Here is a 22,740-nt window from a genome sequence, read left to right on the forward strand (position 1 = left end):
AATTCAATCTTAATTAATCAACATCCCACCATACATTATTCTGTATGCTGTTCGTTCCACCCATACGGCTTTCGGCCTCTTTTACATTAGCCGCATTGACCGTATACTCTGAAGACGGATAATAGATGCGCTTAACATACGCGTTCGGAGTATTGTTGGCCTGGTCGGCAGGATTCATAGTGAACACACTTGAACTTACACTTGCAAACGGCATGAGCGTAGGCTTATGGAACTGGCGATGGTCAGCCCAAGTTTCAAAAGAACATTCCTGGAATTGGGCAATATATTTTTGGGTAAGAATCTTATCCATATGTGTATTGCAATCGCCTGTTGTATCATCATATTTGGCGGTAGTCCCATAATAATTAGGAGCGGTAGAAGCCAGATAATCCGTAATCACCGCTTCCGGAATGCCAAACTCAACCATATTTGAGCGTACACCCGCTTCATAAGCATCCTTGGCATTACCGGCGATAAGGCCGCGCTCAATGGCAATTGCTTTCAGGAAGCACAATTCACTATATTTGAATAATTGATATTTTCTGTCAATCGTACCATAGTACCAAGGACCGATTTTAGCAAAGTTACTGACGAACTGTCCGTTATCCATCGCAGCACCCACTGCGGATGTTACGTGTCCCGGGTCTGTTCCGTCCCAATTGCCTTTCATTGCCGGGTCCTGAGGGTCGTCAATCATACCGGCAGGCTCAAACTGAATCGGAGCACGAGGGTCAACCGTAGCAGGAGCGTTTTTGGCAGCGATAATCGCTTCGGTTATATTTGCATTATTCGCACGGTCGGCAGCCGTAGGCCACGCTTGTCCGCCGATACCCGTTACAAGACGCTTATAGGCAGTCGACATGTGCATTACGGCAGAGCCCTTATGATAGTAAATAGGATTCTGCGAGAACTTATCTTCGCCTTGTTTCATATAAGCGGCATCATCTTCACCGGTAAATACTCCGGCCGTAATGGCAGCTTCCGCTTCCGTTTTCGCCTTAGCGGCATCCACATCGGAGATACGGACGGCCATACGCAAACGAATAGAATTGGCAAACTTTTTCCATTTTGCGGCATCACCGCCGTAAATAAGGTCATAAGAACCTACATTGTTAGCAGCCGATTCGTCCAGTTTACTTACCGCATCTTTCAATTCATCGAATATCGTGTAGTAGATATCTTTTTGCGTATCATATTTAGGCTGGTCTATATCATTGGCAGCTTCCGAATAAGGAACATCACCGATACAATTGGTAAGACGTAACATTACATAAGCCTTCCAGATGCGTGCCATCTGAACCACATTATTGTAAACGGGTTTGTCTTCATTGGCGCTAATCAGAGAGTTGGCGTTCGTGAGTACCGTATAGCTCAAATTCCACAAATCGTCAATGTATCGGGAATCAATGTTATAGTCGGAGGCCGACAGACCGTCGTTTGCCGAATATTCGCAGAGCGTACTAATCATCAGCTGGTCTATCTGCTGCCACTGATTGGCATACGGAATACCACGTCCCTGGATAAATATCAACTGGAACTTAGGATCGACCGAACCCGGAGTAGGATTGTTAGGGTCGGTATTCATGTTGTCGAAATCGCCGGTACAACCCGCGAAGGCCATTGAGATACCAACGATGCTTATAATTGTTTTAAATAACTTATTCATATTATTATCCTTTTATGGGTTAGAATGTAACATTAAGATTGAAACCAAATGAACGGGTAGAAGGCAGAGATGCCGTTTCTATACCCTGTCCGTTGCCAGTAGAGTATGTACATTCAGGGTCAAATCCCGGAAGATTATTATACAGGAAGCATACATTGTTAGCCACAGCACTGAGCTTGAGACCTCTGATAATGGTTTTTGCAAACCATTTGTCGGGTAATGTCCAAGTCAGATTCAGCTCGCGCAAACGTACGTTCGTTGTATCATAGATATAATTCCCGATATTGCCGTAGAACTGTCCCCAATAAGTAGTAGGGTCAAGTTCAACCGTATTCGGCAGTCCGGTATTTACATTCACGCCTTGGGAAATAAGTCCCTTACCGGTAGTATAGTACCCCTCACGTCCGGCAACCGTCTCTTTGGTCTGACCGTTGGATTGCAAACGCATCATGGATTGCAGATATACATCACCGCCGTAACGCACATCAATCAAAAAACCGAATGACAAGTTTTTCCAGCGTAATGTAGAACCGATACCGGCCGTCCAATCCGGATTCATATTACCCGATACGCGTAATGTGTTATCGACGATATACTTACCGTCGTCACCTACCAAACGGTTTCCGTTATCATCATACTTAAATCCGTTCGTATAAATCTGTCCGTAAGGTTCGCCAACCGTAGCTCTTACATAACAGTTCTGTCCCATAGGTTGAGCCAAAGTGATAGACTCTACCCCTTCGGTAAGCTCAACAATCTTGGAAGAGTTCTTTGCGAAATTCACCCATACATTCCAATCCCAGTCCTTCGTACGAACAGGTACGGCATTCACTTGAAGTTCCCAGCCCCAGTTGTCTACACGTCCGGCATTGATATACTTAGCGCTGTATCCGGATGTAATGGACGAAGGCATGGAGATGATTTGATTGTATGCACGTTTGTCATAATAAGTAACGTCAAAGCCCAAACGGTTATCAAAGAAACGGACATCGGCACCGAATTCCATGGATTTGATAATCTCCGGTTTCAAATTAGCATTGGTCTTTGTCGAAGGTTCCGCTACACCCATCTGCCCGCCTGCCATGTTGGAAACGGTAGACAGTACAGACAATAACTGATAAGGCTCTGTATCGTTTCCGGCTTCGGCATAAGATGCACGCAATTTACCGAAAGAAATCCATTCGGGAACATTCACCTTGAACTTAGTCAACATGTCGGTTACAGCCCAACCCAAAGAGAATGACGGATACAAGAACGAGCGGTTATTCTTCGGAAGAGTGGAAGACCAGTCGTTACGTACCGTCACATCGAAGAACAAATAATTATCCCAAGACAACTGTCCCAATGCATACAGGGATTGAACTTCCTTCTGTGAATTATAAGTGGATGTTTTTTGGGATACTCCATTCTGGATAGTATAGAGCTCCGGAATATTCAAGCCTTCGGCCGTAGCAACAAAAGTATTGTATTTACGGTTCATCTTATTACCGCCTACCGAAAGAGAACCGGAGAATTTAGAATCGGCGATATTGTCTTTCTGGGCTGTCACCAGGAAATCCACATTATATTCGGTCATATTATATTGCCCCGTAGAGAAACGGCCATCGCTATAACCGGAACTTGAAATCAATCCGTGACGTATCCATTTTTCTGTTTTCTTGCCATAAGTATCGCCACCGAAACGTACCATAGCCTTTAACCAACTGCTGATATCATACGTCAAGGAAGCAAAACCGTTGACGCGGTTCGTAATATCCTGATTACCGGTAAGTGAAGTAGCGGCATACGGGTTATTTACGACTGTAAGCGGCTTGGAATACCAATCCAGAATATTGCCCTCTTCATCGAAAATATTTTTCATCTCGTGCAGATTAATGCTGCGGGGAGTATAAATCAATGCAAAAATAGGGTTAAAACCGGATGCGGAGAACTCCGGCCTTCCCTTACCTTTTTGATAAGTATAGTTCACCTTGGCATCAAGAGTAAGGTTCTTGATAATTTCACCGCCGGCACGAACCGAGAAATTATTCTTACTCAAACTGTTATTGGGAATAACACCTTTACGTGTCGTATTGGAAAGTCCTACGCGATAATTCATCTTGGCTGCTGAACCCGTTACATCTACGGAGTTCGTCCAGGATGTACCCGTATTCATGAAGTCCGAGAAATCATTATTCTTAGCCTCCAAAGGACGGGTCTGTCCTGTCCAGTCGGTAACAACCGTACCCATTTTCGGTCCCCAAGAGTTACGGGAAGTAATATCGAATGCTCCTCCCGTGCCCTGACCATATTCATTCTGGAACTCAGGCTGAATCATTACATTCTCAAAAGTGAAATTGCTATTGTAAGAAACCTGCGTTTTACCGCCTTGTCCCTTCTTGGTAGTAACCAGGATAACACCGTTACCACCGCGTGAACCATACAGAGCGGTAGCCGAAGGACCTTTCAATACAGAGATTGACTCAACATCATCGGGGTTCAGCATTGACAATCCGTCACCGGTATCCGAGAATCCCGTACCCCAAGAATTGGTAGTGGCATCGTCCACACCCTGAGTATTATCGAACGGCACACCGTCCACTACGACCAAAGGCATATTATTACCGGAAATAGAGTTATTACCACGGATAACGATACGATTGGAACCGCCGGGAATAGAAGTTGCAGAAATATTCATACCGGCAACCCTGCCATTCAGTGAAGTAGCGATATTTGCAGTACGGTTCTCGATAAGAGCATCGCCCTTTACATCCTGCACGGAGTAGCCGAGTGCTTTCTTCTCGCGTTTCATACCCAAAGCAGTAACCACGACTTCATCCAGCGCATAATTCGTTCCGCTTAAAGTTATTTTGTATTGCGAGCTGCTTGTAATAGGGACTTCCTGGTTATCATATCCTATATAAGATACAACAAGCATTTTTCCATTCGACGGAATATCCAGCGAGAACTTTCCGTCAACATCCGTTGCAGTACCCACACTTGTGCCTTGTACCAATACTGCCGCTCCGATGATAGGCTCGCCATTAGAGTCTATAACAACTCCCGAAATTTTCTTTGCATGTCGTGCATTCGACGAAGTGGTATTCTGCGCATATACGCTCATTCCGGGGAAGTAACCGCCACACATAAGCATTAAACCGGTTACCGATAGAATAAATAATCTTTTTATCAAAGTAGCCTGTGTTACCATTACATCGGCACTACTTCTTTTGTGTTCTCCATTCATAAATGATTGATGATTTTGTTGTTAATTAAAATAGTATTCTCAAGAAAATGGATAGCGGGTAGATAAATTGGAATAAAATTATCCTACTCTTTTCTGGACTCTTTTACTGTTTCCATAGGCTTCTCTTTTGTTTAAGGGTTCATAACTAATATATTATATCTCTTTTCTACATAAAAAGTCCAAGTTCATGGGGAACTCGGTATAGATTGATTTTGAATTAAATCCAGTTAATTTCTTAACTTCACCGGTCGTTTTAAGAGATAAATCTTGTTATTAACAAAGGCTATAAAGTATTTTATATACTTCATACGTAACAAAGATATATTATTATTTAATATCAAGAACTTTTCTTTGCACTTTTTTAACCTTATACTTTTAATTTTGCAAAAGCTACTCCTATATACCTTATATATATAAGAGTTTAAGGTTCTTCAATATTTAAAGAATGAAATTCTATCAGTCCTTTCATTGGAGTTTCTTCAATTAAGTCCAATCCGATTCCAAATTCACCGGCAACTTCTCTCAATATGGTTGCATAGCTGTTAGCCAATGAACCGACGAATCGGATAGGGTAGTTTTTATAGTCGTATTGGCATACATTTCGAGTGAAGAAATCTCTTAAATTGCTGGTTATCAAATTAAATACATAATCATCATTTGTATAATCAGCCAAGAAGTAAGAAATAGTGGAAAGGAAACGGTTGGGGAACGGACGGTTATATACCGACTCCATGACTTCATTGGGGCTGATACGGAATTTTTCGAAGAAATCCGTCATCACGTATTTGGGAGCCAATCCTTTCAGTACATCGGACAAGAACATTTTGCCCAATACGGCTCCGCTACCTTCATCGCCCAAGATATACCCTCCTGCTTTGACGTTCTTGACTACAATTTTTCCGTCATAAAAGCATGAATTAGAGCCGGTTCCTAAAATACAGGCAATGCCGGCCTCGCATTTGAACAAACCGCGGGCGGCTGCCAGGAGGTCGCTTTCCACTTGGATGGGCGTTTTGAATTGTGCTACCAGTGATGCCCCCAATATATTCTTCTTTTCGTAGGAAGTACATCCTGCTCCATAATAATATACCTGTTCTAATTTCCTTTTGAAAAAAATCTCGGGTAAACCCAAACGGACACTCCGGCTAATCTCTCTTCTTGTTTGGAAGAAAGGATTTAATCCTTCGGTAAAAGCTCGCTGTATCAAGTGATTATCTTCAACCAAGGCCCATTCAGTTCTCGTGGAACCACTCTCCGCAATCAGTTTCATAGGTAGTCAGTTTTAGAGTTGAATACAAATATATAGTTTTTTTTAATATTCCTGCGATAATTCTTCAAAAAGTTTGTTTTACGGTCTGCACCTGCCCTTGTACGCCGGTCGTACGAAATAAAACTCTCGCCAGGCAATAATAGTCTGCGCGTTCATTATAAATAAGTGTCCGTTTATCTGTTTTTAATTCGTTATACGGCTGTCATCCTTGCGTTAGACAGTTGTTTAACGCAAGGATGATATATATCTAACGCAAGGATAACAACTGTCTAACGAATTATTATCCGCTGCTACGAAAACTAATGGATACGGGTACGGAAGATAAGTTTTGCTGTCTGAACGCTTGATTTTTCCTATTGTCCGGATGCGGCCGGGGAATTTCGTATAAGTTCCCCATGAACTTGGAAAACAGGAAAAGAAAAGAGATACGATGTATAAAATTATAAACCCTTAAACTGAAAAACGCCTATGGAGTAATGAAAACACCCAAGAGGATATAGTTTATTCTACCCTCTCATCCGCTCATTTTTGACCTAATTGAAAAACTATTTTTATTAACACTAATCATCAACCACTTATGAATGAAGATCGCAAAAAAAGAGGATTAGTATCAAGTAAACTCCTCATGACAGTGGCTATTTGTACGCTGTTTCTTGGCAGCAGTAATGCCTTTGCTGCCCGGTCTGCTTCCCATGAAAGCCATGGTGTAACTGAACAGATGCAATCTGTCGCTGTGAATGTTTTAGTAGTAGATACCCAAGGCGACCCCATTATCGGTGCCAACGTCATAGAGAAAGGCACCACCAACGGAGGTATTACAGACGTCAACGGAAAAATCAGGATGAATGTCAAGGCAGGAGCTATCCTGCAAATTTCTTTTGTAGGATATACCACTCAGGAAATAAAAGCAAAGCCTAACCTGCGGGTAGTATTAAAAGACGACACCGAACTATTGGATGAAGTAGTAGTTGTGGGATACGGTTCGCAAAAGAAAGAAAACTTGACGGGAGCGGTTTCGTCCGTCAATGTAAACCAAACTCTGGAAGGACGTCCGATTGCCGATATCGGCCGTGGCTTACAAGGTACCACCCCGGGACTATCCATTCAAGTACCGAGCGGTGAAGTCGGTTCCGACCCGATTATCAAAATACGCGGGCAAATCGGTTCTATCGAGGGTGAGGCAACCCCTTTGATTTTGCTGGACAATGTGGAAATTCCTTCTATCCAAATGATTAATCCGGACGATATCGAGAGTATCTCCGTCTTGAAAGATGCTGCATCCGCTTCTATCTACGGTGCGAAAGCTGCATTCGGCGTAGTATTGATTACAACGAAGAAAGGTGCCAAGACCGACAAAGTCAATGTATCCTACCAAGGTAATCTCTCTTTCCAAAATATGGCTAAAGAGATGAAAATGGGACAGCTCAATGCATTGGAATATAGCGTGGAAGCAATGAAACGCTCCGGTAAAACAGTTACTGGCGGTATATCGTTCTACATGACAGAAACCGGACTGGAACGTGCCCGTGAATGGCAGAATAAATACGGTGGCAAATTAGGGCCGGACGACCCTTATGTATATGGTCGTGACTGGTATGTGGATGCCAACGGACGGAATATCGGCCTGAGAACTTTCGACCCATATGATTATATGGTACGCGAATGGGCACCGACCCACTCCCACAATGTTTCAATCAATGGAAAGAGCGGAAAAACAACTTATAATATAGGTTTGGGTTATCTGCACCAGAGTGGTATGATGAAGCCTGCCAAGAAAGACGATTTCACCCGTTACAACGCATCCGTACGTTTAAGTACCGAAGTCAATAAATACCTGACTGTACGCGCAGGTTCTATTTTCTCGTCACGCGATAAGAGATATCCGTATGCGACCTCGTCCACCACAGCCGACCCGTGGTTGTACCTGTACCGTTGGGGTCCGAACATGCCGTTAGGTGTAAATGAAGACGGAAACGACTTGCGTAGCCCGTGGTCCGAAACCAAACAAGCCAACACAGCCTCGCAAGTAGACAATTACCTCAACATCAGCCTGGGTACGACGGTCAATGTCACAAAGGACTGGAAATTCGATTTCGACTACACATACGCCAGTGAAACGGGTGTTATCAAGAGGCCTGGAACCCGGTACAGTGCAGCGAATGCATGGATGGCCGGTACATTGAAAACAGATGCCGACGGTAATCAGATTTATGTAAACGACCAGGGACAGCAAGTGGCTGCAACAGCAGAGGGTGCAATGCCTGCATATGAATTGCCGTACCAGGAGTACACGGCTCACGGTTCCAATCCCGACCATATTTACAGAAAGTCTTCGGGAGCCCGCCGCCACACTTTCAACGCAACAACAGATTATAACTGGCAACTGAACGACGATAACAACTTCAAGTTCTTACTCGGTATGAACTTGGTAACTTATGACTACGAGGACAACTGGTCGCAGATTACAGACCTGACCGACATAACCAATCCGCAATTCGACCTTGCCGTAGGTACCCAAACAGCGAGCGGCAACCAAAAGTGGGAAGGCCAAATGGGTTATTTCGGCCGTATCAACTACAACTACAAAGAGAGATACCTGTTGGAAGCTAATTTACGTTACGACGGTACGTCCAAGTTCCCCTCGGGTATGAAATGGCGTTGGTTCCCCTCATTCTCTGCCGGTTGGCGTTTAAGCGAAGAAGCTTTCATGGAATGGGCAAAACCTACATTGAGTTCATTCAAGATTCGCGGTTCATGGGGTATTATCGGCGACCAAACTGTAGATAATGGTTTGTACGTATCTTCTCTCGGTACCGGACAGGTAAGTTGGCTGGGTGCTGACGGACAAAAATTATTCTATCGCAGCACTCCGACAGCTGTATCCGCCTCTATTACTTGGCAGGATATCGCTACACTGGATTTAGGATTCGATGCACGCTTTTTCCACGGTGATTTCGGTGTTACTTTTGACTGGTACCAACGCGATACGCGTAACATGATTGTTCCAGGTGCAGGCGTAGCTTATACTTTCGGTGCAGCCGCTCCTAAAGGCAATTACGGTTCTTTGAGGACACGCGGTTGGGAAATTTCATTGGATTATAATCACCGTTTCAACAATGGGCTGGGTATCAATGCCATGTTTACATTGTCTGATGCCCAGACAGAAATCACGGAATACAGCGATACCCGTCTGATAAGCGATTATTATGTAGGCAAGAAATACGGTGAAATCTGGGGATACAGAACCGAACGTTTGTATCAGAAAGACGATTTCGTATACGACAGTAACGGTGAGCTGGTAACCGTATGGGCTTTGGACGGAAAAGAGGTGGCAGCAGGAACTGCCGGTGCCAAAGAAATGAATAAGCTGAAAGACCCGAACGGAGTATATCAGGACTTCCTGCAATCCGGTGATTTCAAATTCGGTCCGGGCGATGTGAAGTACGCCGATTTGAACGGCGACGGTAAATTGGGCAACGGAGCCGGTACAGTGGAAGACCCGGGTGATAAGGAGGTTATCGGTAATGAAACGCCGAGATTTGAGTATGGTATCCGCCTGGGAGCAGATTACAAAGGTTTCGACTTTTCTATCTTCATGCAAGGTGTAGGTAAACGCCAGATATGGGGTGACGGTTTCCTGGCTATCCCCGGTTACAACACTGCCGACGGTGCTATTCCCGATGCCGTGGCGAGCGATTATTGGACTGAAGACAATACGGGAGCATTCTATGCCCGCCCGTGGAACCAGAACGGTTCGAACGATGCTTACAACTATTACAAGCAGTCCCGTTACCTGTTGGATATGTCTTATTTCCGTATCAAAAACATTACATTGGGATATTCGCTTCCGGAAGATATAATCAAAAAAGTACGTATGCAAAAGGCACGTATCTATGTGGCCCTGGAGAACTTTTTTACATTTGACAACCTGAACGGACTGCCTATCGACCCGGAGGCCATATCGGGATATTCTATGTTCAATACGGAGAACTACAACAGCGGCCGCACCGGTGTGGGAACTCCGACTTTCAAGAGTGTATCAGTAGGCGTACAATTGAACTTCTAATAAACTGAGTTATATGAAAAAATATATATTTGCTTTACTTTCTGCCGCAGCCCTTATAGCAAGCGGATGCGACTCTGTCCTGGAACGTCCGGTATTGACAAAACCGCTGGATGAAACGTATGGAAAGACCGACAATGAGTACCGACTTTATGTCAATGAGGCATACCCCGTTTATTTCGTGGGTTATAACAGCAGTTGGGGCAGCGCTTACGCTCCCTTGAGAGGATACAATTTTTCCGATGACAACGCATCATCGGGAAAACAGACTTCCTTCGAAAATACGATTCCCACCACGCGCGGAAGCTATAATACCAGCGACCTTGCCAATTCATGGATTTCCCAATATGCGGCCGGTAACTGGAACTTTGCCTGGGTACGCAAATGGAATGTAATGATTGATAAGTTGGAAAAATATAAATCTGTTTTGGACGAAGAAACCTATAATCATTGGATGGGGGTAGCCCGTTTCTTCCGCGGCTTTGAATATTGCCGCCTGGTAGAAACTTTCGGCGATGTACCTTATTACAGTAAGGTTATTACCGATGCGGAAACGGACGAGATGTACAAAGACCGCACTCCGCGCAACGAGGTTATGGGATATGTGTATGACGATTTTGACTATGCACTGCAAAATATCCGTAAGGATGACGGTACCCAATACCTGAACAGATACATAGCTGCCGGCTTTATCAGCCGACTGATGTTGTTTGAGGGAACGTGGCAGAAATATCATCAGAATGATACGGAACTGGCAAAAAAATACCTGACGCAAGCAAAAAATGCGGGGGATTTGGTTTTAGGCAGTAATCAATGGCAAATCTCCAGTGATTTCAAGAGCTTGTTCGGGTCAATGGACTTGAGCGGAAACAAGGAAGTGCTGATGTACAGACACTACGATTCGGGCCTCAGCGTAACCCATTGTGTAGCTTCTTATTCCAACGGTACGGAAAGCCAGGGCGGTGCAACGTTGGCATTAGCCAAATCGTTTATCTGTAGCGACGGCAAGGTCTATCAAAATTCGACTCTCGCAAATGCAACAGTTCTTGATGCCGAGAATATGGCTAAAACGCGTGACCCTCGTTTTGAAGCGACATTCTGGGACGAACCCCGTATCCAGGCGGGCACGCTGCTTTATAGCTGGAAGTTCATAGACCGTGTAGGTCCTACTTATTTCGGAGGTACTTACCCTGCCCAATATGGTAGTATGACCAATACCAATGATTATCCGGTAATGCGCTTGGCAGAGGTGATGTTAAACTGGCTGGAAGCCAAAGCCGAGCTGGCACTAATGGGCGGTGACCCTGTAACCCAGGACGACATCAACAATACAATCAATGAAATCCGTAACCGTCCGCTCGATGAAACAGCGCAAGCAAAAGGTATCCAACAGACAGCTCCCATGCAGTTGGCTGACATCACGGATAATTTCGACCCGGAAAGAGACAAAGGCAATTTGGTGGCCGGTGACTATGAAGTGGATCCGTTGATTTGGGAGATTCGCCGCGAACGCCGTATGGAATTCGTTTACGAACATTCCCGTTTGTTGGATTTGAAACGTTGGAAAAAGTTACATTACATGAATAATAAGACATATCCGGATACCATGCTTGGCCTATGGGTAGACTTGCAGGCGGAACTGCCCAATTATCTCGAAGACGATAATATCGGAATTACGACGGTAGCAGTTCCCGACGGTAACGGATACAGGCACATTACTTTCGACGGGACTAATGCCAGCCAGATGAAAGGTTTCTATGTTCCGGAAGCGGCCGAGCCGAGAGACGATTTTAGCGAGCGCTCGTATTTGGCACCTGTGGGCGAAGCTCAAATTAACGAGTACAATGCCAAAGGGTACAAATTGACGCAAACTACCCTCTGGTAACGAAAAGATGTATCAATAAAAGATGTATTGGGAACACAGTATTGATTTTGTTCCCAATACATCTTTTTTATCTACAATGCAATTCCTGCGAATTATTGCAAATTATATTCCCGGTCGATTCTTCTTACCGCCTCCAGCTTCCCGTCTTTCAACAAGGAACGCGCATTGAAAAAATTTACCCCGTCAGCCCCCGATTCAATGGATAGTTTAGCCGCACGATACAAATCATCTGCAGTGATATCGGACACAAACAAACCGGAAACATACTTGTTCTTATGAAAAGTCTCACGCAAGCCATTCTCTACGCTGAACGATATCCAGCCGAGATTTTCCGAATAGAAAGACTGATAGTTCATCGGACATACGATATCCAGTTTCCATGTAGGCCAGTCCTGATAAACCGTCATACGTGCGCGGGTAGGATATGGAAATACAGCAGCCGAAAGTTGCTTACCGCTGGCATGGGTCTCATCGGCAATCTCATTCACCAAAGAGGAAACCTCGTTCAAACGGAATTGCAACCATTCCGGACTCATCCAAGGTGCCTGTAAATCCAACGGCGAATAACCGAACAGTTTTTTAAACTTCTCAATCGCTGCCGGATGATAACCGAAATCATACTCAGCACGATAAGTATCCTGCTGAATCCTGAATTTGTATTGTTGAAGCCGTCTTCCCAACACAGCATCATTATAGCGGATAAAATCGAGATGTACAGATGCCAATCCCTCTAAAGCCGCATACGAAGCTGCCTTATCTTTCATGTAACGGCGGGCTTCCGGAACCGAAGGACTCAACCATTTATAATGTTTCACATAAGGGTCGTACTCATAACTGTTATACCCTATCCTATTGACATCGAACCACTCCGGATGTGCCAAAGCTACAGAATCCCGGGGAGCATTCACGGTAAACATCCAGGCATGTATCTTCACCCCAGGATAAGCCTCGGCGGCTTCGATATAGCGCGCAATTTCTTCGGGAGACCCGCACATATAGTAATTTCTGATTCCCGCCTCGTTAAAAGGCTTCATCCAGCGGACAATAGAGTCGACCGAGGCTGTCTTGTCCACATCGTCCCAAACACCCAAAGCAACCTTCTGTTCCTTCACGGGTATTTTCTTTCTGTTCCTTGCAGAAGCCGGTAATACACTGTAACAAAATAGGCAAATCAATGTTGCAAATAAATAAATGGTTTTCATGATGATGATTTTAAGAGTTATACAACTAAATTAAATTCGTCTGGTAGCAAAGATAGTATTTTCCTGAATATCAGCTCAAGGAACGTCAAAATAATTGCAAATTAATAATTATAATACTAAATATTCGCAAATAAGTGTTTTTGATATTAAAATAAAAAGTATCTTTGTTGCATACAAACTCTCCTTAATAATACTATTATGAAGAAACTGCTGCTATTGACCGTTCTGTTATGTAGTTCATTGCTGTGCCAGGCACAAAAAGAGCGTATAATCTTAGGCGATGAACAGACTTCGGAGTATTTTCCAATCCTGAAAGGCAAGCGGATAGCAATCTTCTCCAATCACACCGGAATGGTGGGAGACAAGCATTTGCTGGACCTCCTGCTGGAGAACGAATTCGATGTAACGGCCATATTCTCGCCCGAGCACGGTTTCCGCGGAGATGCGGATGCAGGAGAGCACGTATCCAGCTCCGTCGATAAGAAGACCGGAGTACCTATCCTTTCCCTTTACGACGGAAAAGACAAAAGACCGAGCGAGGCATCCATGAAGAAGTTCGATATACTGGTTATCGACATACAGGATGTAGGCTTGCGGTTCTATACCTATTACATAACGATGTGCCGGCTAATGGATGCCTGTGCGGAGTATAACCGCAAGGTGCTGTTGCTGGACCGCCCCAACCCGAACGGGCATTATGTGGACGGGCCTATACTGGACATGAAGTACAAATCCGGAGTGGGCTGGCTGCCTATCCCTATCGTACACGGCATGACGCTGGGCGAACTGGCATTAATGGTAAACGGCGAACGGTGGTTGCCCGCCTCGCGTGTATGCGACCTGACCGTCATTCCCTGCAAGAACTATACGCACCAAACGAAATACACGCTACCCATACCGCCGTCGCCCAATCTGCCGAACATGAAGGCTGTTTATCTATATCCGTCTACCTGCTACTTCGAGGGTACTCCCGTGAGCTTGGGCAGAGGGACTTCACTCCCTTTCCAGGTGTACGGGCATCCCGACATGAAGGGATACAGCTACAGCTTTACCCCCAGAAGCATCCCCGGAGCCAAGAACCCGCCGCAACTGGACAAGCTGTGCCACGGGGTGAACCTGAGCGACATGAGCGATGAGGAAATATGGAAGCGCGGCGTAGACCTGAGCTATGTAATCGATGCTTACAAAAACCTGGATATGGGCGACCGTTTTTTCCGTCCGTTCTTCGAGCTGCTGGTAGGAACCGACTATGTACGCAAAATGATAAAGGAGGGAAAGAGCGCCGAAGAAATCAAAAGTCGCTGGAAAGGCGATGTGGAGAAGTTCAAGGAACAGCGCAGACCTTACCTGCTATACGAAGAATAGCCCCTACCCAAGCCGGCTACCGGCCGGCTGCAATTACGATACGAATACCGATAACTAATACCCAATCCGCACGATGAGCCCACTATCCGTTATTATTACCATTGCCGCCTACTTTGCGATACTTTTCACGGTATCATACATTGCCGGCAGGAAAGCAGACAATGCAGGTTTCTTTGTAGGCAACCGCAAATCGTCCTGGTATGTGGTGGCTTTCGCCATGATAGGCTCCAGCATATCGGGAGTGACATATGTATCCGTACCCGGCATGGTTGCCGCCAGCAGTTTCGGTTACCTGCAAATGGTATTGGGATTCGTTGCCGGGCAGTTGATTATCGCATTCGTGCTCACGCCCTTATTCTACCGGATGAACCTGATTTCTATCTACGAATACCTGGAGAACCGCTTCGGGATGTCCTCGTACCGCACGGGCGCCTGGTTCTTCTTCATATCCAAGATGTTAGGGGCGGCGGTACGCCTGTTCCTCGTCTGCCTGACATTGCAGCTACTGGTGTTCGAACCTTTCGGGCTGCCGTTTATCCTGAACGTGGCTATCACCGTGGCATTGGTATGGCTGTACACTTTCCGCGGCGGGGTAAAGTCGCTTATCTGGACGGACTCCCTGAAAACGTTCTGCCTCGTGGTGTCGGTGGTGTTGTGTATCTGCTACATAGCTTCCGACCTGAACCTGTCTTTCGCCGGCATGGTGGGTACGATTGCCGATAGCGATATGTCCCGTATCTTCTTTTTCGACGATGTAAACAGCAAGCAGTATTTCTTCAAGCAGTTCTTTGCCGGAGCATTCACCATGATAGCCATGACGGGATTAGACCAGGATATGATGCAGCGCAACCTCAGTTGCAAGAACTTCAAGGATTCGCAAAAAAATATGATTACCAGCGTCGTTTCGCAGTTCTTCGTTATCCTGCTGTTCCTGATGCTGGGTGTACTGCTGTACATATTTGCCGGCAGCCAGGGCATACAGGTGAGCAAGAGCGACGAACTTTTCCCCGTAATCGCCACCGGCAATTATTTCCCCGCCATTGTGGGTGTATTGTTCATCATCGGCCTGATTTCTTCCGCTTACTCGGCAGCGGGTTCCGCACTGACAGCCCTCACCACCTCTTTCACCGTGGATATCCTGGGCACAAAAGGGAAAACGGAGGAGGAAATAGTAAAAGTAAGGAAGCGGGTGCATGTCGGAATGGCGGTAATAATGGGCATTACCATTTTCGTATTCAACCTACTGAACAATACCAGCGTTATCGACGCCGTATATATCCTGGCAAGTTACACCTACGGCCCTATCCTGGGCTTGTTCGCCTTCGGCATCTTCATGAAGCAGCAGGTGCGCGACAAATACATCCCGCTGATAGCCGTCGCCTCCCCGCTCCTTTGTTTCGTCCTGCAAAAAAACTCGGAAGCATGGTTCAACGGTTACCAGTTCAGCTACGAGCTGCTCATATTCAATGCGCTGTTTACCTTCATCGGGTTATGTATATTGATTAGGAAAGACAAAAAAGAACAATTAACTTAATACATCATCATGAGTGTAAGACTTCACTTTTTATTCAGTATGCTCGCCGCCGCCCTAATCCCCCAGACGGGCGGCGCGCAGGAGCTTCCGCCGGAAACGCTTCAAGAGATAGGAAAGTTTCTGGACGCCACCGCACGGAAAGAGATATCCGTGGGACGCATCACTATCGACTCGGTTGCCATAGAGGGCAACACCCTGCAACTGTTTGCGAATATGAACTGCTCCTACATTCCCTTCCGCGAGGACAACGTGGCGGACATTTACCGGGGCATCAGCGCCCTGCTGCCCGACGGAATGTCGAAATACGAATTGCAGCTACGCACCAACAAGCGCAGCATCGAAGAACTGATTCCCCAGGTATTGCGCTCGAAGAAGGACAAGAAAGTCCCGACATTCAGCCAAAAGGTAGAGAAGCCTTTGGTAACCAGGGTTTCCAGGCCTTATACCCCAACGAACGGCTTGCAAAACCGCCATATCGCCTTATGGCAAAGCCACGGATTCTATTACGAACCGAAGCTCGACCGCTGGGAATGGCAGCGCGCCCGTTGCCTCCAGACCGTAGAGGACTTGTACACGCAGAGTTTCGTGCTTCCCTACCTTATCCCGATGCTGGAGAATGCCGGAGCCAACGTACTGATTCCGCGCGAACGCGATTGCCAGACCGCCGAAGTCATCATCGACAATGACGGCTGCCTCGATACGCGCTCCGTTTATACGGAGATTGCGGCGGAAAAGGCGTGGATGCAAGGTGACGGAAAGGGCTTCGCACATCGCCGTGCCCAATACACCGACTTCGAAAACCCGTTTACAGAGGGTACGTTCCGTACCGTGGAAACCATTAAGAAAGGTAAGGAGAGCGTTGCCCAATGGATTCCCGAGATTCCCCGGAGCGGGCATTATGCCGTCTATGTATCTTACCGTACCCTGCCGAACAGTAGCGACGACGCCCTCTACACCGTTTACCACAAAGGCGGGGTTTCCCGGTTCAAGGTTAACCAGCAAATGGGCGGCGGTACTTGGATTTATCTGGGGACTTTCGGTTTCGATGCCGGAAAGGATAATATGTATAAGGTAACTTTGAGTAACCTTTCCGCCAAGGCGGGGCAAGTTGTAACGGCCGATGCCGTGAAAATAGGCGGCGGCATGGGAAACATCGCCCGCCGGATATCGCAGGAAGGGGCTACGGATAATCTGAGAAGTTCCGACAAAGCCGTCAACGCACCGGGCGGAGCGGGAAACAGCCCGGCAACGCACCGCCCTGCCTTTACCGCCGGCTATCAAAAGAGCGGGTATCCCCGTTTCTGCGAGGCCGCCCGTTACTGGATGCAATGGGCAGGCATTCCGGATAGCGTGTATTCCGAGAGCCGGGGTAAGAACGATTATACCGACGATTATAAGAGCCGGGGCATATGGGTGAATTACCTTGCCGGCGGTTCTGCCGCCAATCCCGCAGCCAAAGGCCTGAACATCCCGGTAGACATGGCATTTGCCTTTCACTCGGATGCCGGGACTACGCTCAACGACTCTATCATCGGGACACTCGGCATTTACCAAACCGACGCTTACGGCGGGGTATTCGCCAACGGTGCGTCGCGCTACCTGTCCCATGACCTGACGGACTTAGTCCAATCCAACATCGTACGGGATGTCCGCACGCTTTACGAGCCGCGCTGGACTCGTCGCGGCAAGTGGAACCAATCTTATTACGAAGCCCGTGTACCACGGGTTCCGACCATGCTGCTCGAACTGCTCTCCCACCAGAACTTCGCAGACATGCGCTACGGGCTCGACCCGCGCTTCCGCTTTACGGTGAGCCGTGCTATCTATAAAGGAATGTTGCAGTTCCTCTGCTCGCAATACCGCATGGATTATATCGTGCAACCTCTGCCGGTAGACCACATGGCATTGCGCATGACCGGCGAGAATGAGATAGAGCTGACCTGGCAACCGGTAGCCGACCCGCTGGAGCCGACCGCCGTTGCCGAGAAATACATCGTTTACACACGCATCGGCGACGGTGATTTCGATAATGGCGTAGTGGTAGACGGGAACAGTTACCGTACCGCCCTGCCCGCCGGCGTCGTATGCAGCTACAAAGTAACCGCCCTCAACAAAGGCGGCGAGAGCTTCCCCTCCGAAATACTTTCAGCCGGCACAGCCTTCAACAGCAAAGGTACGGTAGCGGTGATAAACGGGTTCGACCGCATCAGCGCTCCCGCAGATTTCGTGGCTGCCGCACCGGCCGATACGCTGCTCGCGGGCTTCTTGGACGATTTAGACCACGGAGTACCTTATATCAGGGATATCAGCTATATAGGAAAGATGAAAGAGTACCGCCGCTCTATCCCCTGGATGGACGATGACGCATCCGGTTTCGGCGACAGCTACGGCAACTACGAAACGCAGGTTATCGCCGGCAACACATTCGATTATCCGGCACTGCACGGGGCGGCTATATTGAAGGCGGGATATTCCTTCGTATCGAGCAGCGACGAAGCCGTAGAGGACGGGCAAACCGTGCTGGACGATTATAAATACGTAGACCTCATCCTCGGCAAAGAGTGCCAGACTAAGATAGGCAGAGGCGGGGTGAAACCCTTGGAGTTCAAGACATTCAGCAAGCCGATGCAGGAAAGCATTACGGCTTACTGCAACCGGGGCGGCAATATTTTCGTTTCGGGAGCCTATGTAGGGAGCGACCTTTGGGACAACCGCCTTGCTCCCGCCCTGGAAGAGGACAAGAAGTTCGCTATGGAAGTGCTGAAATACAAGTGGCGCGTAGGACAGGCGGCAACGACGGGCAGAGTGAAGTGCGTGGCCTCTCCGTTCCCCGCCCTTGCAGGAGATTATACCTATTACAACGAGCTGAACGAGGCTTCTTACGTCGTGGAATCTCCCGACGCTATCGAGCCTGCTACGAAAGAGGCATACACCGTTATACGCTATCCGGAGAACAACCTGAGCGCCGGAGTGGCTTACCGGGGCGGATACAAGACGTGCGTACTGGGATTTCCTTTCGAATCGCTGCGCACGGCGGAAGAAAGGGAATGCCTGATGAACGCCATACTGACATTCTTCGACAGCAATGCCAACGAATAAAATAAAGAAACGCCAAGGAATAAATAGAAAGTTATAAAACCAATCATCATCTATGAGCCGAAGATTATTTATCAGTGTCCTGTTTGTTTGCCTGTTGCCCTTCGTGGCACAGGCACAGCAGGGGACGTTCCGTTTCGCACAACTGACGGACATCCATTTGAACCCGGGCAATCCCGCCCCTACCGAAGACCTGCTGCGCTCTATCGCGCAAATCAATGCAACGGACAGCATCGACTTCGTACTGGTGACGGGCGACCTTACCGAAGAGGGCGACCGCGCAACCATGGAGAAAGTGAAATCGTGCCTCGACTTGCTGAAAGCGAAATATTATGTGATACTGGGCAACCACGAAACCAAATGGAGCGATTCCGGCTGTACCGCTTTCGGAGAGATATTCGGCGGCGAACGCTTCGAGTTCGAGCACAAAGGTTTCCTGTTCCTGGGTTTCAACTCCGGCCCGCTGATGCGTATGGCATACGGGCATGTCGTTCCTCAGGACATCCGTTGGCTGACGGAAAGAATGGAGCGGTACAACGCCGGCAGTGCCCTGCCGGACAAGCCCGTGATACTCGTTACCCACTACCCGCTGACAGAGGGAGACGTAGACAACTGGTATGAAGTGACGGATGCCGTGCGCCCGTACAACATACGCCTGTTTATCGGCGGGCATTACCACCGCAACCGCAACCTGCGTTACGACGGCATTCCGGGAATCCTGATGCGCAGCAACCTGCGCGACGGGGACGGCAAGCCGGGATACGGTATCTACGAAGTTACCGGAGACTCCATTCGCGTCTACACCCAACGCATCGGCGAGCCGAAGAAACAGTGGGCTGCCTTCTCGCTGACAGAAGCGTATTACGACCGCAACGGGAAAGCCGGGAAGTACCCGGACTTCTCCGTCAACAAGGAATATCCGCAGGTGAAGGAGCAATGGGTGGTACAGACCGGTGCAGGTATCTATTGCTCGCCGACCGTGGAAAAGGATAAGGTATTCGTAGGCGACGACATGGGATACCTTACCGCCTATGCCCTTAAAAACGGCAAGAAGCTATGGAGCTTCCAATCCGGGAAAAGAATCGTCGGGACACCCGCCGCAAGCGAAGGAGTCGTCGTATTCGGCTCCGCCGACCGCAAGATATACGGCCTGGACGCTGCGGACGGCAGCCTGCTATGGACGGTAGAGGCAGCGGAACCCGTATTGGGAGCTGTAACCATAGACAACGGCATTGCCTATATCGGAGCCAGCGACCATACATTCCGCGCCATAAACATCAGGACGGGAGAGGTAAAGTGGAACTTCACGGGCGTAAAGGGCTATATCGAAACCAAGCCCCTGGTAACGGACAGCAAAGTCATTTTCGGTGCATGGGACAACACCCTGTATGCGCTTGACAAAGCCGACGGCAAGGAACTATGGAAATGGACGGGCGGACTGACCCGCATGCACTTCTCTCCGGCCGCCGTATGGCCGGTAGCCGCCCACGGCAAGGTATTCATCACCGACCCGCAACGTGCCATGACCGCTATCGACATGGAGACGGGCAATACCGTATGGCGCACCTTCCGGTCTATGGTACGCGAAACGATAGGTCTGTCCGAAGACGGGGAACGCATTTACAGTAAAACGATGAACGACAGCATTGTCTGCTACTCCGCCGAGGGCAACCGCCCGCACGAGTTATGGGCGTCCGACGTAGGTTTCGGCTACGAGCACGCTCCCTCCATGCAGGTGGAAAAAGACGGCGTGGTATTCGGGAGTACCAAAGAAGGGCTTATCTTCGCACTGGAAGGTACAACAGGCAAGGTATTGTGGAAACACAAAATCGGCAACTCCCTCATAAGCACCGTAGTGCCGCTCGACAGCAACCGGGTACTGTTTACCGCTACCAGCGGAGAAGCAGGACTGCTGAAGATTAAGAATGGAAAACAAAAAATTAAAAGATAACACTTTATACATATGAAGAAAATCGATTGCTTTATTCCCTACGCAGGAAAAGAACAGGCAGAAAAGACAGTACAAGGATTGCAGGCTACCGGCATCGCCGGAAGCATCTACCTGATAACGACAGACGCCGGCATCGAGCCACTGCCCGGCTGTGAGCTTTTGTCCGCAGACATGCCTTACAGCAGCGCTACCATGAAGGCCATAGCTCAGAGAGCGGATGCGGAATATACACTGCTCTATACGAAAGAGACGACGCTCGAACTGGGGATGTTCGCCCTGGAACGTATGATGCACATTGCCGAAGATACCGGCGCGGGAATGGTATATGCCGACCACTACCAGATAGCCGGCGGCAAGCAGACGAACGCCCCCGTTATCGACTACCAGTTCGGCTCGCTGAGAGACGACTTCAACTTCGGTTCGGTACTTCTGTTCGATACCCCGAAACTGAAAGAGGCAGCCGGGCGCATGACATCCGGTTACAGCTTCGCCGGCCTCTATGACCTGCGCCTGAAGCTGAGCCAGAAGGCAGACCTCGTGCACATCAACGAATACCTGTACAGCGAGGTGGAGAACGATACGCGCAAGAGCGGCGAGAAGATATTCGACTATGTAGACCCCAAGAACCGCAACCGCCAGATTGAAATGGAGGAAGCGTGTACGGAACACCTGAAAGAAATCGGCGGCTACCTGGAACCCCGCTTCGAGCCAATCGAGTTCTCTGCCGGCAACTTCGAATACGAGGCATCCGTCATTATCCCCGTACGTAACCGCATCCGTACTATCCGCGACGCTATACGGTCTGTCCTGAGCCAGAAGGCAGACTTCAAGTTCAACCTTATCATCATCGACAACCACTCCACGGACGGAACGACAGAGGCAATCGACGAGTTCAAGGACGACGGGCGCCTCATCCATATCATCCCCGGGCGCAACGACCTCGGCATCGGCGGCTGCTGGAATATGGGCGTACACCACCCTAAATGCGGCAAGTTTGCCATACAACTGGACAGCGACGATGTATATGCCGGCGAAAACACGCTGGCTACCATGGTACGCGCCTTCTACGAACAGAACTGCGCCATGGTGGTAGGCACTTACATGATGACGGACTTCAACATGAACATGATTGCTCCCGGCATCATCGACCATAAAGAGTGGACGCCGCACAACGGGCGGAACAACGCCCTGCGCATCAACGGGCTGGGTGCGCCGCGCGCATTCTATACCCCGGTACTGCGTGAAGTGAAAGTACCCAACACAAGCTACGGCGAAGACTATGCCCTGGGGCTGAACTTCTCCCGCCGATACCAGATAGGCCGCGTGTACGACGTCGTCTACCTGTGCCGCCGCTGGGACGACAACTCGGACGCTTCGCTGGACATCGTCAAGATGAACGGGCACAACCTGTACAAAGACCGCATCCGTACCTGGGAACTCCAGGCACGTATAGCAATGAACAAGAAAAACAAGCAGTAAGCC

At 48.2% G+C, this 22,740-nt stretch carries 11 protein-coding genes; 7 read left to right on the forward strand and 4 right to left on the reverse strand.

Annotated features, from left to right (window positions below; genetic code table 11):
- Positions 1–13: 13 nt before the first annotated feature.
- The 3 genes from C233_RS0110985 to C233_RS0110995 all read right to left on the reverse strand — a co-directional run bounded on the left by C233_RS0110985 (position 14) and on the right by C233_RS0110995 (position 6,162).
- The gene (locus C233_RS0110985) at positions 14–1,666 is read right to left on the reverse strand and encodes a SusD/RagB family nutrient-binding outer membrane lipoprotein (protein WP_025069142.1); all 1,653 of its coding nucleotides are present in this window, start codon (positions 1,664–1,666) and stop codon (positions 14–16) included.
- A gap of 19 nt (positions 1,667–1,685) precedes the next feature.
- On the reverse strand, positions 1,686–4,892 hold the full coding sequence (locus tag C233_RS0110990; protein WP_244149067.1) for a SusC/RagA family TonB-linked outer membrane protein: 3,207 nt from the start codon (positions 4,890–4,892) through the stop codon (positions 1,686–1,688).
- A gap of 421 nt (positions 4,893–5,313) precedes the next feature.
- Positions 5,314–6,162 (reverse strand): hypothetical protein, encoded by an 849-nt coding sequence (locus C233_RS0110995; protein WP_025069281.1) that lies wholly within the window; start codon positions 6,160–6,162, stop codon positions 5,314–5,316.
- Positions 6,163–6,739: 577 nt separating this feature from the next.
- Between C233_RS0110995 and C233_RS0111000 the strand changes: the two genes are divergently transcribed.
- Positions 6,740–10,228: a SusC/RagA family TonB-linked outer membrane protein gene (locus C233_RS0111000; RefSeq protein ID WP_025068577.1), complete on the forward strand. Its 3,489-nt coding sequence runs from the start codon at positions 6,740–6,742 to the stop codon at positions 10,226–10,228.
- Positions 10,229–10,241: 13 nt separating this feature from the next.
- A complete protein-coding gene (locus tag C233_RS0111005) occupies positions 10,242–12,110 on the forward strand; it encodes a RagB/SusD family nutrient uptake outer membrane protein (protein ID WP_018667649.1) in 1,869 nt (622 codons plus the stop codon).
- A gap of 92 nt (positions 12,111–12,202) precedes the next feature.
- Here C233_RS0111005 and C233_RS0111010 read toward each other — a convergent pair whose 3' ends face one another.
- Positions 12,203–13,222 (reverse strand): family 10 glycosylhydrolase, encoded by a 1,020-nt coding sequence (locus tag C233_RS0111010; RefSeq protein WP_018667650.1) that lies wholly within the window; start codon positions 13,220–13,222, stop codon positions 12,203–12,205.
- 288 nt (positions 13,223–13,510) lie between these two features.
- On the opposite strand from C233_RS0111010, the gene C233_RS0111015 reads away from it, so the two are divergent.
- The 5 genes from C233_RS0111015 to C233_RS0111035 all read left to right on the forward strand — a co-directional run bounded on the left by C233_RS0111015 (position 13,511) and on the right by C233_RS0111035 (position 22,737).
- The gene (locus C233_RS0111015; protein ID WP_026314833.1) at positions 13,511–14,677 is read left to right on the forward strand and encodes an exo-beta-N-acetylmuramidase NamZ family protein; all 1,167 of its coding nucleotides are present in this window, start codon (positions 13,511–13,513) and stop codon (positions 14,675–14,677) included.
- A gap of 73 nt (positions 14,678–14,750) precedes the next feature.
- On the forward strand, positions 14,751–16,211 hold the full coding sequence (locus C233_RS0111020) for a sodium:solute symporter (RefSeq protein WP_018667652.1): 1,461 nt from the start codon (positions 14,751–14,753) through the stop codon (positions 16,209–16,211).
- A 9-nt stretch (positions 16,212–16,220) separates the two neighbouring features.
- Positions 16,221–19,310 (forward strand): golvesin C-terminal-like domain-containing protein, encoded by a 3,090-nt coding sequence (locus C233_RS0111025; protein ID WP_026314834.1) that lies wholly within the window; start codon positions 16,221–16,223, stop codon positions 19,308–19,310.
- 52 nt (positions 19,311–19,362) lie between these two features.
- Entirely contained in the window at positions 19,363–21,258 is a 1,896-nt protein-coding gene (locus C233_RS0111030; protein ID WP_018667654.1) for an outer membrane protein assembly factor BamB family protein, read from the forward strand.
- Positions 21,259–21,270: 12 nt separating this feature from the next.
- Positions 21,271–22,737, forward strand: coding sequence for a glycosyltransferase family 2 protein (locus C233_RS0111035; protein WP_018667655.1), 1,467 nt, complete (start codon positions 21,271–21,273; stop codon positions 22,735–22,737).
- Positions 22,738–22,740: the final 3 nt, after the last annotated feature.

Source organism: Bacteroides gallinarum DSM 18171 = JCM 13658 (assembly GCF_000374365.1).
Lineage (GTDB): Bacteria > Bacteroidota > Bacteroidia > Bacteroidales > Bacteroidaceae > Bacteroides > Bacteroides gallinarum.

Excerpts from the sequence above, each read along its gene's own strand:
- C233_RS0111005 (WP_018667649.1), top strand. The coding sequence starts at position 10,242 with ATGAAAAAATATATATTTGCTTTACTTTCTGCCGCAGCCCTTATAGCA.
- C233_RS0111015 (WP_026314833.1), top strand. The coding sequence starts at position 13,511 with ATGAAGAAACTGCTGCTATTGACCGTTCTGTTATGTAGTTCATTGCTG.
- C233_RS0111035 (WP_018667655.1), top strand. The coding sequence starts at position 21,271 with ATGAAGAAAATCGATTGCTTTATTCCCTACGCAGGAAAAGAACAGGCA.
- C233_RS0110995 (WP_025069281.1), bottom strand. The coding sequence starts at position 6,162 with ATGAAACTGATTGCGGAGAGTGGTTCCACGAGAACTGAATGGGCCTTG.
- C233_RS0110990 (WP_244149067.1), bottom strand. The coding sequence starts at position 4,892 with ATGAATGGAGAACACAAAAGAAGTAGTGCCGATGTAATGGTAACACAG.
- C233_RS0111025 (WP_026314834.1), top strand. The coding sequence starts at position 16,221 with ATGAGTGTAAGACTTCACTTTTTATTCAGTATGCTCGCCGCCGCCCTA.
- C233_RS0110985 (WP_025069142.1), bottom strand. The coding sequence starts at position 1,666 with ATGAATAAGTTATTTAAAACAATTATAAGCATCGTTGGTATCTCAATG.
- C233_RS0111020 (WP_018667652.1), top strand. The coding sequence starts at position 14,751 with ATGAGCCCACTATCCGTTATTATTACCATTGCCGCCTACTTTGCGATA.
- C233_RS0111000 (WP_025068577.1), top strand. The coding sequence starts at position 6,740 with ATGAATGAAGATCGCAAAAAAAGAGGATTAGTATCAAGTAAACTCCTC.
- C233_RS0111030 (WP_018667654.1), top strand. The coding sequence starts at position 19,363 with ATGAGCCGAAGATTATTTATCAGTGTCCTGTTTGTTTGCCTGTTGCCC.